Raw genomic sequence first — 17,375 nt, 5'->3', positions numbered from 1 at the left:
ATTAAAACACTTTTAAATCTTAATACGCATTCTTTTCCCCGACAATCACATTTGCTATGGTTTTATAAATAATATATAAATCAAGTAATAGTGTCCAATGCTCCATATACCAAATATCAGCCTGAACACGACCTTCCATTTGAGACAGTTCTTTCGTTTCACCACGAAAGCCATGGGTTTGTGCCCAACCTGTTACACCAGGTTTGATAAAATGACGCACCATATATTTATCAATCAATCTCGCATAAGTCTCTGTATGAGCCAACATATGAGGGCGAGGTCCAACTATAGACATTTCACCTTTAAAGACATTAATAAATTGAGGAAGTTCATCTATGTTAGAACGTCGAAGGAAATTTCCAAATTTAGTCTTTCGGGGATCATCGGCTGTTGCCTGCTTTTTGTCTGCTTCATCATTCACTCTCATAGAACGAAACTTATAACATTTGAATTCTCTGCCATTCAATCCTGTCCTCATTTGTTTGAAGAATATTGGACCGGGAGAAGTCAATTTTATAATAGTTCCCACAATTAGATAAATAACAGGGAAAACTGTAACCAAAAAAATACCGGATAACATAATATCAAATAGCCGTTTCAAGAAACGATTTTCCACTTTACTTAAAGGTTCATATCTCAAATTCAAAATTGGCATATTACCAATCATACTATGCCAGATACGTTGGGGAAATCCCTTACAAACATTAGGAACACCATGAAAATAAAGCAAATGGTTCTCGCAATAGTTTATAATAGGAACATTATAATGTCCCTCATCCATTGCCAAAGAACAGAATACATGTTTTACGGATGTTTTTCCGGACATAAAATCAGCAAAATTGTCCGGATTACCAAGATAACGGCATTTAGAGGAGAAAGTCTCATTCGGAGTAACATCAAAATAACCAACAACTTCATAAATGGCGGCCAAAGAACTTTCCATTTCCTCATATAATGTATGCATATTATCTCCTCCACCTATAAAAACAGCGTAACTTTTATGTTTACCTTTAGCACAATAATCAATCAGCAAACGACGGATAATAATGCGGTAAACGCTTAATACAACAAAAAGGATAAAAAAATAGATAATAAAAAATAGAGGAGAGATTATGGAGATTCCACTAAAAGCCATGATACACGCCCAAAAAACCGAAAAGATGATAATATTCTTCAGCACACGTACCACAAGCTGATCAGCACGAATCGCCCGGCTATTCCATGCTCTACCCCGGGACGCCGAGCATGCCAAATAACAGAGACTTAACGAAGTCGTCATCCATGAAACTCTGCAGGAAAAAGGTAAAGACACAAATGCTTCTTCCCAAAAGAAAAGGAGAAAGAACAAACACAAGTTCAGAATAATCAAATCTCCCAATACTGCAATAAACTCTACGACTTTATTTATTTGACTGGTTGTTGATACCATATCACATTAAATATTGATTTTAGGCACGGATTTCTTTGAACTTATTCAGAATATCTTCTCCAAATAACTTCCAAAAGATAACAATACAAACTGATAGGAAGATAAAAGCTAAAACATATATTTTTCTACTGGTTCCCGAAGGATATAATGGGATAACCGCAGGCTCTACAACTGCAAAGACTGGTTTTTCTTCCTGGACTTTGGCTCTGGCTACCTGAAGCTGGTTGGCCACCTGAGTATACACTTGGTAGGCAAGGCTCATGTCATTCTGCAAGCGTTCCTGTTCAGTACGAACACTCTGCAAAATAATATTATCATGAGAGTCCATATAATCGGCATATTTCTTCTGGGCGTCGTAATACTCCTGCTGACGCTCTTTAAACAATCTCTCCAAATAAAGACAATCTTCTTTTGCTTTGGTAGTACGATAATCTATGATATATTCCTGCAATTTCCTTACGACAGAATCTGCAACTACTGCGGCAACTTTCGGATTTTGGAAAGTCACGGAAACTGTAGTCATTGAGGTTTTCTTATCTACGGAAGCTATAATCTTTTTCTTGAGTGATTCAATCTTTTGTAATTCCTTTCCAGATAATTCGATTGCACCCTGATTTGCCTTTTTTGAAATTATTAATTCAGAATCTTCTTCAGCAAATAATGACTTCACCCCACTTATTATCATACCTGGAAAACCGATCACATACCCCCACCAAGGAGAAGATTCTTCATCCAAATATGAACTTAAAGATATTTCCTCATCCCCTGATACGGGAACCTTCATATTAGAAAGTTCCAACAAAAAAGGAGTAGAAGACACAATATCAGCAGACAAAGAAGCATTCAAGGCATCAGTACCTTCATTCATAGAAACTCCACTTCCCAAAAAAGAAGCGGCTAAACCGGATAAACCGCCGCCTTTAGAACCTCCCATTTCAGGAGAAAGAGTAACTCCAACCGTATATTGTTTGGGAATACTTATTGCGACAATAATACCAACTACCAAACCGATGCCGGCAGCTTTGTAAATTGTCTTACGAATGCCTATAATCTTACGAAGAATACCTATTAAATCGATTTCGATTTCTTCATCATTATGATTATTCTGTTTCTGCTTTATGTCTTTTTCTGATGTCTGTTCTATCATAGTGAGTTAAGATATAGTTGTTATTTCTTAATTAAGTTGGCAATAGAAGCAATCATCAACCCCAATGAACTAAAAGAGGTGGCATAGCCCAATATATCACCCATATTAGTCCGTCTCTTAGCCTTACTAGGAATAATTATCTCACAACCGGGTTCAATCTGTTTCTTGCCACTACCCTTCACCTTAGTCACCTGACCATTCATATAAACAATGAACTTCTTACTCTTCTTCGCATTCTCAGAATAACCTCCCGCCTGATTCAGATAATAGTCTACATCCTTGCCTTTCATATAAGAAACAGTATTCGGAACCATGACGGCACCATTGATTGTTACCGTATTATTATTCTTCGGAATAGAGACTACATCACCCTCACGCAACACAATATCTGCCGTACTTCCGGGATTGGCCAACGCCTTCTCCAAATCGATACCGACCGTAAACGTATCCTCCACGCGGACACCCAGGGAATCAAGCATAGCCTCACCCAACTGACGGCTCATCAAACGGATTACATCACCCATACGTTTCTTCTCACTCGCATTGGCTACACGGGTAAGCTTCGCACCACGAAGATAAGCGTAGTTGGTGGCTCCGCCGGCTTTGTTGATCAAGTCTGAAAGACGTTCCTCTCTGCTGGTCATCGCATAGGAACCGCCGAAAAGTATTTCTCCTTCGACTGAAACATTCTGTTGAGGTTGATAACCGGGACTGCGACGAACATAAACCTCATCGTAGGGCTGAAGGACAAAGCCGGGGCGACCGTCAACTACAAAACCGTCCTTTAAGGCAAACGTATACATCTGACCGATAGTATCATTATCAACTGTACTATACGGGTTCTTTATTCTGCGGGATACATCAACACGGACTACGGAAGCGGCTTCACGCAGGCCGCCTGCCTGGATGATCAGGTCCTCAAGGGTCATGTTATCCGCATAAGGATACGAGTCAGGCTGAGCCACTTCACCGTGGATGACCACATTACCCCTGTCCTCCAGGTCATGAATGCTGGGAATATAAAGAATGTCATTCTTCATCAGGGGGAGATTGGGGGAAGTACCCTCCATGATAGACTTGATATCCAGAGGGATTACTTCGGAAGTCAGGTCCTCACGCTGACGGTAAAGGACGGCACGGTTCAGGAACGCATCACCGGTAAGGCCCTGGGATTCGTTGACCAGTTCGCGGACGGTATTCAGCCTGCCGTTCAGTTCGTAGATACCGGGACGGTAGACCGCACCGCGGATTTCAAGCTTGTTGATGAAGCGGTTAAGGATAGCTTCGGCCGTCACAACATCGCCGTTGCGCATCTTATAGACACTGTAATCCATGTCCTTGACCGTGTTGACTTCATATTCCTGACCGTTCTGGCGGACCACACGCAAAGAACGGGTGTAGGCGTCGGCTTCAAAGCCGCCGGCATAGCTGATAAGCGTGGAAAGGTTCTCGTCCTTCTTCATCTCAAAACGCATCGGACGTTTCACCTTGCCGTCGATCTTGACCAGTACCTCATAAGCGGGAACTATCACAACGTCGCCTTCCTGAAGACGGATATCGTCCTGAATGTTACCTTTCATGATAAACTGGTAGACGTCGATTGTAGCGATGTTCCTGCCGTTACGGACCAGTTGGACATTGCGCAGGCTGCCGATGTCACTCACACCTCCCGCACGGTAAAGCGCGTGAAAGACAGTGGCAAAGGAGGAAAGGGAGTAGGTGCCCGGCTGGACCACTTCACCCATGACATTGATCTGGATAGTACGGATGCTGCCGAGTGTCAGACGGATGTCAGAGGTCGGGTCGTTTGTATTATTAAGACCGTTATAGATCTTGTTTAATGTCTTCTTGAGATAGTCGTTCGCTTCAGCGATCGTAAGTCCGTTCAGGTTGACGGGGCCTATCTTCTGGATATTGATAGTGCCGTCGGGAGAGATCTGCTGGCGGATAGTATTCTGGCTCGCCCCCCAGATATCGATTATCACTTCGTCACCGGGGCCAAGGCGGTAATTCAAGGGGGTGGCGATATTGACACTGGGTTCGAAGGTCAGATTACGGGTGTTGAAGATGTTACGTCCGAAGACCTGATTACCGCGTGCGAGATCTTGGGTACTAGGGTGGTCCTCCAACATATCCGAGGTGTTCTCCTTCATCTCTTCACGAAGGCGGGATTCGTTGATATCCGTACCTGTGGCGTTGGAAGCGTTCACGTTGTTCTGCTGCTCATAGAGCTGCTTCACACGCAGGGCCTGCTCCTTGGTTACACCCTTGCGGGCTAACTCGGAGGCCAGCTGCTTTTGCTCTTTCCCTTGTCTAATCCCCTCTTTGACATATTCCAATACTTGAGAGTCGCTCATATTTTGAGCAGTCACAGGTGTAGCGCCCAACATCAATATGAGGATGAGCGCACCCATTAGTTTTTGCATTTTCATTGATTAATCTGAATTTTTAAATTCAATCGAAAGTACTAAACCGGCTCCACACATCCTGCCGGTATATCTACACACGCACATCCCAACATTGTCAGTCGGACGGCGACTTTTGATTTCCCATTCATATCTACCAGTTCCCCTTCCAGTCCTGCCAATGGCCCCTTTATTACACGTATTTTTTCTCCCGGCGCTAATGGCGATGTGCTCATACAAATCGTTTCGTCCGAATAGTCGAGCATAAATTTGAATCGTAACATTTGTTGGTCGGGAATTACAGCCGGAGTACTCTCCCCACGTAGTACCATGTAGCGGCTGATAGCGGATAAGGTCAGAACTTCTTTTTGTTCTTGTGGATCAACGTGGACGAAGATCATCATTGGAAGGATGACTCTGTCGACAACCTTGCGACGGTCACTCCAATTATGAACTTCTTGTTGGATAGGAAGGAAATTTTCAACGCCCATTTTAGTGAGGCGCTCACTTGTCTTTTTCTCATGATGGATACGCACAATGGCGACTAACCAGCGTTTAGAGTGCGCTACGCTTCTGCCAATCACATCTGTTGGCAGAACATTTCGATCGTCATTTTTGCTAATGATCATATTTTTTTACCCCACTTTTTCCATTGCTACTTAGGCAATGAAATAATTCCTGCTGCAAAGATAGGCAAAATAATAAATAAGAAACAAGAAAAAAATGCTTTCTTTTTTACTTACCAGCCAAAATCTATAGCTAGAATATGCCGTGGGGTAATTCTCTAATACTTCACCGTCCGTATGAAGCATGCATCACTGTCACTGCCATCACTATTATTTGATGCACCATTCTCAAACCCTTCGAAACCCATAGTGAAATAGTTTATATCAAACGCACTCGATTTTTTCACATCACTACCGGTACTACTCAGACGGTTCCGACATTGATATATGGCTCCCGGACGTTCAAACAGGTCATAGAACAGCGGAACATACTGAATATTCCCGGTACCGTCGTTATTATAGTAATCGGTACGTTGGGCATAACGCAGTGCACCTACTTTTTCTCCGTTACTTGTCATCCCTTTACGACGTCCATAACCGGATTTACCAATAGGGAAAAATATATTATGGCTATTATTTATATTGAAGACGAAACATCCGCGCATACCTTTCTTCGAATTGGTCGGGTCTTCATTATGATCATATCCCAATGCTACTTCCACTGACTTCTGTGTCTCGGTTGCACCGTCTCCATAAAGAACACCGTAAGCTTTACCAATGTTACTATGAATCGAAGTAGATTCCAAGGTATAAAAATCTTCGATTGTAGCAATACGTTCATGATCTCCCGCAATGGACCAACTTGCAAAACGACTCTTTACATCATCTGCTGAAGGTGCCAGTTGCGACCAGGTCTTTTGAGAGGGTGTAGTCGCTCCCAGTTCAAGAACATCGAAACTACCTGACGGCCCTAAACCAAAAGTAAACCCGGGTCTGTCATTATTGGAAGCGAGAATAGCTGTACGGTTTCCACGACGGAACAATGATCCTTCTTCCAAAGGTGACTTTGTATAAACCGGAGCATTATTTGCATCAAAACAATAAACATTATATGATGCCCATGCCGGGTTTTTATCACTTTCCGCATTCCCGTCAATAGTGATAGGAGCATAACCTTGACGTACATAAATATCATGTTCGCAAGTGTAATTGTGATAGCGCACACGTACGATAGCGCAACGAGGAGTAGAGTTTTCTGCAATTGTACCCTTAAAATCAATCCAGAAATCTATCGGATGCTCACCTGCTCCTTCTATACTTTTCACACCTGTCTGTTGCGCATTGTCACTTCCACTTCCTTCTACAGTAGAACGCAACGTAATGAAATCGTCTCCTCCCTCAACAATAGTAGCACTCCATGCTCCTTCGGAATTGAACGGCTTAAAATCTTCGGCATCGTCATAAGGCAGACGCATAAGCGTCACATGAAAATTATCACTATTACCCGCACTGCGCCATACGCCTTTCGGATTCTCAATACGACGTACTTGTATCATATCCAAATAAGCTGTCTTGGGAACATAGGTACCTGTGACATCGTCTTTCACCTGTATGGTAAACTTGATTCTCTCTTTTCGGGGATAGGCCGAATATGGATTATTTCCTGTAAAGCCTGTTTTTGTCACAAGCTCTTTGGCACGGGTATATAACGGAATAGTAAAAATATGTTCATTTCCATTACTTTTTACCGAATATTCACCGTCAGCCAAATCATCGGCGCCAATATTGCTAATCTTATAACTTCTGTTTCCTTTATTTTTTTCATTATAATAGGTCTCGTTGTATTTCGTATTGATAGGGGTTTGCCATGAGGGCTTGTCTTCGTATCCGGGAACTACAATCTTCACAAGGGAGGTCTTTCTCAATGACAAAAAGCTGTTCCATGGACCGTCGTTATAAATCCAACCTGAATAATAAAAGTCATTAGGAACTGTCGGAAATGCACTTGTTCCATTTCCCCATGGTCTCCAACCTGTAAACCCGGTATCTTCATCCTTGCCTAGGATTTTTGCATCCAAAGTAGAATTGGGCTTTATTTCACCCACTACTTTCAGGGTCACATTCATTGATTTATTATAAAGGTAAGAAATATATTGAGGGGTGCTCACATAGATATCGGACGGTTCTTCATACTCGATATGCCAGTCGGCATCGTTTCCGTAACCTTTGAATTTAAGAGTCAACTTATAATGGGTATTACGCGTTGCATTATAGTCGGTAGTAACGTCTTGCCCCAACATAAAACGGAACTTGATAGGTCCCGCTCCCACATGTTCGTTTGCCGCCGTGCAACGGTAGTATCCTGTCACCTCAACATAGGTACCATAAGGTTTCTCGTCTTTCCAACCGGAGCCTTCTTTTTGCTCATCAGGGTCGGGATAGTCGATATCTACGCCATTCTGCGACTGCTTCTTAGACTTACCTTTTCCTTGCATATTCTCGTAGAAGAAAAGCGATTGTGCCTTATGGGCATGGGTGTTCGTTATAATATCTTGTTCATCTCCTTCTTCTCCCTTACCCATATAGCGATGCAAATCATTGCAGATATGTATATAGTTTTCGGGCGTAAGAACGGAAAGATCTGCAGGCAATTTCTGGATTTTGATCGACTTTCCTTCCGAATATAAACCATTGGATGCAGTATAGCGTTCCGAACGAGCATGCATCTCAGGTTTCCAATCGGGATCCTTATAAGAATCCGGATCAGGAACATCTTCTGAAACTAATCCCGGAGTATTCGGATTACCCAACGAACAGGTTTTGGGAATATCTTTCAGAATAACGTTTTCGATATAAATCTGCACATTGGCATAAAGCCCGGAACCGTCAAATGCCACAGTCACCTTGGACGCGGCGCGACGCAACCAACTATGAAGTTGTACGCCCGGGGAATTAATGGTAACAAGATCATCCGGAGCATTACGGTCGGGAGTGAGACTGAACACACCGAACATCTCGCTATTTTGGGAAATATCATCAGGATCCCACTGAAGGGAGATTGCTTTCAATCCTTCACGGGTAGTAATTTTATCCTTATACTGCGTTAGATCTCCCATATTGGCAACAGCATAGATATAATACTTACCCCGCTTTATCGGACGGAGCTTGAACATTGCCGTACCGGTTTTACTATCCTCGAACTGGTTACCCTGTTCGTCTTTGTCTTCATCTATCCGGTTATCTTCCAGATTATAACTCCAACCACTTACATCGGGATCAATGACAAGGCCCTCACCTTTAACTATATAATTATGAACTAATTTTCCTGTCGTATCATAAAACAACATGCAGAGTGAATTTATATTCTGAATGGCATTGCCTTCATCACCTCCTTCGGCACGGGTAGTCCCCAGTGCTGCATCCTCCTGATCGAAACACAGGGTTACCGAAAGGGTGGCATTGCCTTCGCCTATCTCTTCATTCATAAAGTAATCATCCCGGCAAGCTGTCGGTATGAACTGCAACATAAGCAAAATAATACAAAATATAATATCTTTCTTTCTCATACAATATCAATTCTTAGTTTCAGGTTTGAGTCCGAACTCCGGCTCAAGAATCACTTCCGCATAGGGTACTACTTGCACTTTTACTTCGTCTTTTTCCGTAAAGGTGATATCAACCAGTACATGTGTGTTACGAAATAGAGCCTTTAGATTTGGAAAGGTCTTGGTAAACGACAGTTCTTTGCCATTCTCGGACATGTCGAGCTTCAAGGTGTATTCTTGTTCACCGTATGTAGCCGATCCGGCTTTCAGTTTTTTACTTTCCGGAAGGTAAAATACCGGGAAGACCGCTTTGCCGGGTTGGTCACCCGTCATACTCGGCACTTCTAATGATCCGTTAACTGTGACTTCCTGATGAGAAGTTTCCGAAGGGATATCGTAAGCTTGTATCCAGCCTCTCTTATCTGCCAGTTCCACATCATCCGGTGATTGTTGAGATTCATCCGCTACTTTCTTCAGCCAGTTTATCCAATAAAGCGATTCATCGTCAAAAGACATGAACAACGGTTCCCGTTTATGAGGAATCAGATAAGTAGCCCCGGCAATATCAGAAATATGAATAGCATCTATACTGACTTTACTCTTACGCTTGTTCGTGAAACGAAAAGCGAACTTCGTTGCAGCACGTACCAAATAGAATTCACGTTCTACCAGATTCTCTGCTTTAACCGGAACGTCATATACCGAACTCATTGGTATAGGATTCTTATAATCGGGAATGAAAACGAAATTGTCAACAATGCTTGCGAAAGTAGTGTTACCAGTCGTCAATGTCTCCAATTGTTCGTGAAGATCAGTAGATGCGTTCTCTTCATTAGCTATCAGATAGATTTTCTTTGTTTCATTCCGTGTCACTTTGAAAATCCTGTAACACTCCGTTTGGGGAATCTCACCGAAATCAATATACATATTGTGTTCCACAGTACCGTTTTCATGAAGAATAACGATACGCAGTGTATACATATATTCGACAGGATTATCTACTGCATCATTCACTCTATCGGATACACGCGTTTGATCAAGAAGACCGGTACGCAGAACGAGTATGGCAGTATCGTCGTCCGGCTGTACCTCGTCCGTATAACTTACCTCCCCTCCCCTACAAGATGCCGACAATAAAGCCCAGCTGACAAGTATTGTCATCCATACAATATGTCGTAGTATTTCTTTCATTCCTTTTTCTTCTTTTTTCAAAAGATGTTACTCAATCTACATCTACGTTAGAGAGTACCACCCTCCATGAGTTGATTAGTATCACGCTATTTATCCACTGATTTTGCTCGTCGAGGAAGAATGTCATATTGTATTCATCCTGTCGGTCGAGGTATTCCTGGTCGCTCATTTTTCTATTGTAATTACCTTTCACCAGAAGGGCATAATCGATAATAGGAATAGAAGCTACCAGTTTCCCTTCAGTGGTACGAATAATCAACATCGGACGCGAATACAGACTCCAGTCCCGCAAGACAAGTCTGCTTACCGTAAGTTCCGCCACGGCAACTTTGACAATTGTTGTTACACGACTTTCTTTTCCTGTCGCAATGTCCACACCAGCTTCACCCGAATAAGTAGACCACGCACGATAAACGATCGGCTCGTCTTCTTTCAGTGTATTGTCATGCGCTATCCAACCATTACGGTCTTCAATAGAAAAAGTAAAGTCGTCAACATTTATATCTTGTCCCGAAAGGTGCTGAAGCACTACACGGAACACATTCGTATCTTTCGTCAGTGGCATGACGTATGTATAATCACCTCCGTCGTCATTGGCAGGCAAACTTACGTCAAGAGAACCATGAAACAAAGGATGCAGGTCCTTATTGGAATAGGAAACACCAGTCGCTTTGTCTAGATAACGGTTCAATTTACAGTGCAAGTCTGTCATCCGGCAATTGTGCGAGGCATCGGTCACTGTAAATGACTCACCATTATCAAGACCACACCATGCCATAAGGTGATAATCACCGGGAGCAAGCTCCAGTTTCATGGTGTAATCACCGGATGCAAGGATTTCACCCTGTTCGTCAGCTTGCCACACCAACTCGCCATTAGAGTTAAAGGCATAAAGTCTGACCGACTTCACCTCATGGGTGAAAGCGTCGGCAAACTTCATGTTCATGTCATAACGAAATTTCAGATGATAGGTCACTGAACAATCGCCTTCATCGTCATAAATAGCATTGTCACACGACACCAACAAAAGTAATTCTACAAGGATTACCCATGCTTTCATCCCAAAATTTCTGATATAAGACGGTTTGTCCATTCTACATAATTATTGTTGTAATAGTATATAGTTTACAATACCTCATTACAGGTTGTCACCATTCAAGGTCGATGTTCTGTTTTACTACTCGCCATGAAAGGATATTAATACGTGCACCCAGATATGTTTCGTCATTAGTAGGCTTCTGCGGAACAATCACTTCTTCCGGATCAAGAACCGGCGTTCCAAGACCGGATACCGAATTAATAGCAATGTCATAAATATGATTACGCACAATTCCATATTTACCGTCGGTGTCATCCACTCCCGGGAAATCGTTCAGATGCTTGATGTCAGTATAATAGTAAGCTTGTCCACTCGACCAAACCCTTGCTCCGGGCATATTTGCCAGAACATCATTTACATCGTCAAGATTGGCGTATGCTGTATGATCGGCTTTATAAAAAGTATCGGTTACGCCTTTCTTCAATTGAAGGTAGCTTAAATATCTGCCACTATTTTCTGACTCGTTATCGGCATTGCCTGACTTTATGCCGGAAACGAGCTCTACTTTGTCTTTGGTAATCGGAGTATAGATTTCTTTAGCATCTGCTGTTCCTGCACCCTCTATTGTTTTAGTATAAATCTGATCCTGCACAACACTCAACATTGCTGTCATCGCATTATCTTTTGTGTAGTCCGTACCACCCCACTTAGCCAGATCAATGGGATGAGCAACGTTACTATCATCAATAGTCACTAATACGGCAGCAATAATTGCTTGGGTACGGTTACTTACCTCCGTCGCCGGATTATAGGAGCTCTTCTTACCGGTCTCATACTTATCTGCAGCATTTTCCTGACAATATAAGTTTGTACCATTATATGATTTAGAGCTGTTGTCGCTTGCGCCTTGAGTACCTACTTTACCTGCAATCTGATCATACGGTAAATAATCAAATGTGAGACCGTCAGGATTCATTGCCCAATATGAACGATGATATTCAGGATGATTCCAACTCCAAACCGGTGTGAACGCCCAAGCGGAATTAACTTTCTTAAAGAGGTATGACTGAGAAGCAGTAGATGTCACTTCCCAACCTGTGAAGATTACATATACATCTTTACCGTCAACTTGAATAAATTCGGAACCGTCCTTACTCTTTTTTAATTTCACGGCAGTATATTTTTTATCATTATCGCCATAGGTTACATCATTTTTAAGAGTCATATCCTTCCAATCGGTATATAACCGTACTTTAGCTAAAACACGCTCTACATACACATTTACCGGAGATTCTTTTGCTTCATCTTCAGTCTTTTTGAGAGCACTCGCCGGTATGTTCACTTCACAACAGAAATTATCCGAACCAAACACAGAACTTGTCATCAAGAACTTTGAGTCCTTTATATAACTATATGAACCAAACTTTCCTCGAAGTGTAGCAAGGTCCATGCTAGCCGTACCCAGTGCTATTTTCTCATGATTAATCACAGCGACCATAGATTTAAGTTGGTCTAAGTTGTCGCCCTCCCTGGTATTGATAACAATTACCGCATTCAACTTTTTCTCAATATTAGGCATATCCTGTCCGGCAGACTCAGTTTCGTCCTTTTTACAGTCATAGTAATTCGTACCGTCGCTTTTAACTGGACAAGGACTACCATTCTCCTTGAAAAAATAAAAACGAACCGATTCTACATCATTTTCAACACTTTCCCCTTCTTCATAAAGATCTCCGGACTGATCACCTGCCGCTCGCGTCCTAAAGCCAGTAGTATTCGTAATATCGACAGACATAAAACGAGCGTCAACATTAGTTTCAGAGAGATCATTCTCAGTCATGTCACTGTTGGAACAAGCACTAAGAACCATTATTCCTAACAAGTTCCAAAATAAATTTGATAACTTCATATAAGTATATATTAATGGATTAATAAATTATTTATCTATTTTATCTATCTCAAGCAAAATGATTTCAGCTTGTTGCACTCCTTTGTTCTTCGCCTCATTCAACTGCTTGCGTGCAACGGTGTAATCTTCAACAAGAAAAGCATAAACTCCACGAGCATATAGTGCCTCGGGTGAATCTCCCCCTTTCTGGAGATAACGCTTTGCATTTTCAACGTCTTTACGCTGCATTGCTGAGTTTGCCGCATTCAGATTGGCTATCTCATCGTTAGGATACATCCTTACAGCTGTTTCAAACACATCATTGAACTCAACGCTCCCCGGCTCGTAAGTCTGAGCCACAAGATAAAACTCATTGAGACTGAGTTTTTGAGGCTGTGTCTGCATGATACGTTTTATCTCTTCTACGTCACTAAAACTACGGATAGTATAGTCAATACGATAATCTGTGTGACGCAATGCAGGATAACAATTCTGCAATAGAAAACGATATTCTTCAGGATAAGTCCGTTTAATTTTTGCTTCTTTCGCGTCAGGGTCTAAACGACTGTCAATCATACCCAGTATCTCCGAACGATGCACAAGATTGGATTTTTCGACATATTGACGCAATCCTTTCCAATCTTCCGGTTCATACTCTGTAACAATCACACTGTCATTAAAATGATATAGTTGTTTGATATGATTCTTTAATGCAGCTGTACGACCTATCGCCAGATCCCGATTATGAGAATATGGACTTTCGGGAGAAGCGTAACCTTTGAGCCATACGGAAGTTATGACTACATCCTTGTCATTACGGACTGAATCAATAGAGGCCTGTATTTTACCGAGTTCGTATGTATTCCGCCGATACTCAGGATATATCACTGTCTTATCAACCGGAAAATCGATGAAAGCAGAACCGGAAAGTGAACGATGCTTAACAGTTTCTGCCTGCGGATGAATATAAAGTAACTGTGGACTGAAAGGAAGCGCTTCAACGTATGAGCCCAATGGATCGTTCCATTCCGCTAATAGTGTATTACAACAACCGTAATCACTGCGATACAACTCCAATGAGGCACCATTCATCCATTTATAATAGGGTACTATTGCATGATATACTACACTTTCAGGTTTCGAACGTGCTTTAAAAGACATTTCATCTTTGCCGGATAGCATACTCTCACCATTCCGTACATAATAATAATAACGCTGACGCCCATAAACGCCTACTGAAGGAAGTTCCAAGGTATCTACTGTACTGATAAAACGAGGAGTGAGCAATACGGCTCTATTGCTTTCCACATCCAGACGTGATAGATTCATATTCATATCAACTACCATATATTCACCGTTTCGTTCAATCTTCAGATTGTCGGCTATCACTCCGGTTGTTTGTTGGGCATTCAGCATACAACTTGTTCCAAATAAGGCTGTTATAATTAGGTAAGTTCGTTTCATAGCATACTCTTTTAGAATAAATAGACTAAATTCACCGCTGCTTTAGTGGGACCAAAGTAGTTGTGTGGTTTGTTCTTCTCTATCTTCTTTCCACACCCGGCACATTTAAATCGGTCATAACGGGTATAAGAATAGCCGACTCCTATCTCTGTTTCGAAATTCCAGTGCCGCCCTAATATCCAGGTATAACCGTAAGCAATACCTCCACCTAGAAACCAACCTTGATACCTAGTGTCTTTAAGAGTAGAAAAATCAGTACCAAGCAATTTGAAATTAATATCAATACCGCCTAAATTATACTGCCCGCCATGAACATGGATTCCGATAAAATGGCCTGCAAACCGGTCACAGAACCAATAACGAGCTTCAGGTTGCACCGCCCAATGTTTCCACCGACGATTATGCGATAAAGTCCATGCATTGAATCCTCCACTAACGTCTAACGTCCAACGCGGAGCAAGCCCTACCTCGATGCCTGCATTTATATTCATAAAAGCATCAGATAGAATATTAGTCTTTAACGCTACATCCTGCGCATTTACTGTATGAACCACACTTATCGTGGTCATTATCAGAAGAAAAATCCCTCGTTTCATTATTTGTGTGTATTCTTGTTCTTTATAATTATTGTAATTTCACCTTAAATAACTAGTCAAACAGACATAATAAAAATAAATTTTATCAGTAACAAAAAAATACAGTTAGTGAAACTGTATTTTCTCTTTTTAATATGTTTATACTGATCGTTTGTTTGATAGGTTATTGGGATACTTCTCTTATCAAGAAAAGTATTAGACGATGCAAAGTTATAAAAAATGGGATATATGATATTATATTCAATAAGAAATTATGCTTTATAACAAAAAAAATTAGCTTCTTTTATTAAATGTTAAGTCACTTATCATAACAATACAATATCGATATCTTAAAAAAAACAAACTTAGCTTATACTACTTACGTATAAACTATATTTAAATAAAATGATAGCAATATAGCAAATAGAGAAATAAAAAAGCTGAATAACTTTTACAGTTAAACAGCCTTTCGTTATTTTTTAACTAGCTTTTTCAAGAATACAACCTACCACTTATAGTTAATACCGAAACTTAGCAATTCTTTCAACTGGAAGAAGCTGTCGCCTTCAGTCGGCTTGGAGCTATCGTCAAAACGAGTATGCACATAAAGTTTTGTGGACAAATAACGGTTCAAAATAAAGTTGAAAGTATTTTCCCATTCCACACGTGCCCAATGATAATTGGTCAGATAGTTGAGACGGGATTCCAATGTAACGGCAGTGATAATATTCCAATTGAATGTCGATTGCAATTGAGAACCGAAATCATTCTTTGAACATTTGCCTTTTTCCAAGCCGAATTTAGTTTCGTCTACTTCTGAATTACCGATGTAACGCAAGTTATAGGTCAATGGAGCCATAAACACGGAAAGGTTGAATTTCTTCTTGTTCAGTTTATAGTCCATACCGATACTGACTGCTAAATCTGCCGGAGACATGAAAGCAGAAACCAAATCTTCACTATTAGCCTTGTATCCATGGCAAAACTGAGTCTTGAACTCTGAAGAAATCGTATAATACCAATTTTTAAGTGCTCTTAAACCTAACTTATTATATAAGCGGAGTTGGTCGGTATTAAAGAGGTATTTATGGTATTCATCCGACGGAGTGGAAGTCATGCCCAACTTAGCTTCAAGCTGATTTTCGAACAAGATCTTCTCGTTGTCGTTGTAATTTGCAAATATCTGAAAAGTAGCTAATCCGGAGAAGTTACTTTCTCCTCCCTTATACCAGTTGTCCGAAAGGTGGTTCTGGCTGATCTGCAACGATCCGTTACCACCGGTCACCCACCAGTTAGGCTTGCTGATCTTAATATCGGCCTTCCCTACATTATCACTCATCTCCTCACGCTGAAACAAATGAATAACGTTTGCTTTCGGGGATATTTTCGGCTTCACATCCCGACGGAAAACATCACGGCTCATGATCCGGTCTTCCGTAGTAACAACCAATTCCGGACGTTTCAGATAAAGATCCATTAATGCGTTGTTGACCAGTATATTGGCTCGTTTGGTTTTAGTAAATACCAGCGTATCATAAGGCAAAAGCTCTGCCGTTAGATTCGGAGTAGTATCCAACTGTATCGGCTTCCAGTCTATTGTAGAATATTGCTTCATCGGAGCATAATAATATGCCAATGGAGTAAACAGGCGGAAATAATCGGGGTCGGAAGGAATATAACGTGCCGGCACAGAAGGATCATTCAGATAATCCAACTGAGCAATATACTTATTATATAAATAGGAAACTGTATCCAACTTAGGAGTCGGTCCCGACATATTGAGTTTCAGCATCAAATATTTCTGAAGCTCCGTTGAAAGCGTATCCGATCGCACCACCTTGGCTTTCGCCACCACTGTTGAAGACTTTGTTACCTTCTTGGAAGGCTTGACAGCCTGTACAGGAGCAATCTGCACTGAATCGGCCGGAATTATGGAATCTTGAACGGACTCCTGTGCAGAAAGCGGCAACATGAATAACAGCTGAGTAAAAGCTGAAAATAAAATAATAACTCTCTTCATATTTGTCTATGGTTTAGAATGCAAAGCTACATTATTTTGTTTAGAAATCATAGGATTCTTTCAAAATTGCATTTTTTAATAAAATTGTAGCCGCGAAAGTCTGCAATCTTCCTCTTTTTTTTATAATTTTGCGCTTTTTAAGTTCGTAAGAATTTGACTAAGTAAA

The 17,375-nt window shown here is 41.2% G+C and carries 11 protein-coding genes; all 11 read right to left on the bottom strand.

Annotated elements, in window-relative coordinates; all coding sequences use genetic code 11:
* Positions 1–19 precede the first annotated feature (19 nt).
* The gene (locus CGC64_RS11980; protein ID WP_005676247.1) at positions 20–1,429 is read right to left on the bottom strand and encodes an undecaprenyl-phosphate glucose phosphotransferase; all 1,410 of its coding nucleotides are present in this window, start codon (positions 1,427–1,429) and stop codon (positions 20–22) included.
* Between the two features lie 19 nt (positions 1,430–1,448).
* A complete protein-coding gene (locus CGC64_RS11975) occupies positions 1,449–2,576 on the bottom strand; it encodes a GumC domain-containing protein (RefSeq protein WP_005676248.1) in 1,128 nt (375 codons plus the stop codon).
* A gap of 20 nt (positions 2,577–2,596) precedes the next feature.
* On the bottom strand, positions 2,597–5,008 hold the full coding sequence (locus tag CGC64_RS11970; RefSeq protein WP_005676249.1) for a polysaccharide biosynthesis/export family protein: 2,412 nt from the start codon (positions 5,006–5,008) through the stop codon (positions 2,597–2,599).
* A gap of 35 nt (positions 5,009–5,043) precedes the next feature.
* Complete coding sequence (locus CGC64_RS11965; RefSeq protein ID WP_005676250.1) at positions 5,044–5,610, bottom strand: UpxY family transcription antiterminator; 567 nt, start codon at positions 5,608–5,610, stop codon at positions 5,044–5,046.
* A 155-nt stretch (positions 5,611–5,765) separates the two neighbouring features.
* Complete coding sequence (locus CGC64_RS11960; RefSeq protein ID WP_005676251.1) at positions 5,766–9,053, bottom strand: DUF4906 domain-containing protein; 3,288 nt, start codon at positions 9,051–9,053, stop codon at positions 5,766–5,768.
* A 6-nt stretch (positions 9,054–9,059) separates the two neighbouring features.
* Positions 9,060–10,223, bottom strand: a complete 1,164-nt coding sequence (locus CGC64_RS11955; protein ID WP_005676252.1) for a hypothetical protein — start codon at positions 10,221–10,223, stop codon at positions 9,060–9,062.
* 31 nt (positions 10,224–10,254) lie between these two features.
* Positions 10,255–11,316 carry a FimB/Mfa2 family fimbrial subunit gene (locus CGC64_RS11950; RefSeq protein ID WP_005676253.1) on the bottom strand — a complete coding sequence of 354 codons (1,062 nt, stop codon included), beginning with the start codon at positions 11,314–11,316 and terminating at the stop codon, positions 10,255–10,257.
* Positions 11,317–11,371: 55 nt separating this feature from the next.
* Positions 11,372–13,171 (bottom strand): Mfa1 family fimbria major subunit, encoded by a 1,800-nt coding sequence (locus tag CGC64_RS11945; protein ID WP_005676254.1) that lies wholly within the window; start codon positions 13,169–13,171, stop codon positions 11,372–11,374.
* A 27-nt stretch (positions 13,172–13,198) separates the two neighbouring features.
* A complete protein-coding gene (locus tag CGC64_RS11940; RefSeq protein WP_032854984.1) occupies positions 13,199–14,614 on the bottom strand; it encodes a DUF3868 domain-containing protein in 1,416 nt (471 codons plus the stop codon).
* An 11-nt stretch (positions 14,615–14,625) separates the two neighbouring features.
* Entirely contained in the window at positions 14,626–15,210 is a 585-nt protein-coding gene (locus CGC64_RS11935; protein WP_005676256.1) for a DUF3575 domain-containing protein, read from the bottom strand.
* Positions 15,211–15,694: 484 nt separating this feature from the next.
* Entirely contained in the window at positions 15,695–17,209 is a 1,515-nt protein-coding gene (locus tag CGC64_RS11930; RefSeq protein WP_005676257.1) for a DUF3078 domain-containing protein, read from the bottom strand.
* Between the last annotated feature and the right edge of the window lie 166 nt (positions 17,210–17,375).

The organism is Bacteroides caccae, assembly GCF_002222615.2.
In the GTDB taxonomy this organism is placed as follows: Bacteria; Bacteroidota; Bacteroidia; order Bacteroidales; family Bacteroidaceae; genus Bacteroides; species Bacteroides caccae.
Note: the sequence above shows the minus strand (reverse complement) of the source record. Positions and strands in the feature narration are given on the sequence as shown.

What these genes read in the sequence shown, in the direction of transcription:
- CGC64_RS11960 (WP_005676251.1), bottom strand. Translation starts at nt 9,053, where the DNA reads ATGAGAAAGAAAGATATTATATTTTGTATTATTTTGCTTATGTTGCAG.
- CGC64_RS11945 (WP_005676254.1), bottom strand. Translation starts at nt 13,171, where the DNA reads ATGAAGTTATCAAATTTATTTTGGAACTTGTTAGGAATAATGGTTCTT.
- CGC64_RS11930 (WP_005676257.1), bottom strand. Translation starts at nt 17,209, where the DNA reads ATGAAGAGAGTTATTATTTTATTTTCAGCTTTTACTCAGCTGTTATTC.
- CGC64_RS11965 (WP_005676250.1), bottom strand. Translation starts at nt 5,610, where the DNA reads ATGATCATTAGCAAAAATGACGATCGAAATGTTCTGCCAACAGATGTG.
- CGC64_RS11940 (WP_032854984.1), bottom strand. Translation starts at nt 14,614, where the DNA reads ATGAAACGAACTTACCTAATTATAACAGCCTTATTTGGAACAAGTTGT.
- CGC64_RS11955 (WP_005676252.1), bottom strand. Translation starts at nt 10,223, where the DNA reads ATGAAAGAAATACTACGACATATTGTATGGATGACAATACTTGTCAGC.
- CGC64_RS11970 (WP_005676249.1), bottom strand. Translation starts at nt 5,008, where the DNA reads ATGAAAATGCAAAAACTAATGGGTGCGCTCATCCTCATATTGATGTTG.
- CGC64_RS11975 (WP_005676248.1), bottom strand. Translation starts at nt 2,576, where the DNA reads ATGATAGAACAGACATCAGAAAAAGACATAAAGCAGAAACAGAATAAT.
- CGC64_RS11935 (WP_005676256.1), bottom strand. Translation starts at nt 15,210, where the DNA reads ATGAAACGAGGGATTTTTCTTCTGATAATGACCACGATAAGTGTGGTT.
- CGC64_RS11980 (WP_005676247.1), bottom strand. Translation starts at nt 1,429, where the DNA reads ATGGTATCAACAACCAGTCAAATAAATAAAGTCGTAGAGTTTATTGCA.
- CGC64_RS11950 (WP_005676253.1), bottom strand. Translation starts at nt 11,316, where the DNA reads ATGGACAAACCGTCTTATATCAGAAATTTTGGGATGAAAGCATGGGTA.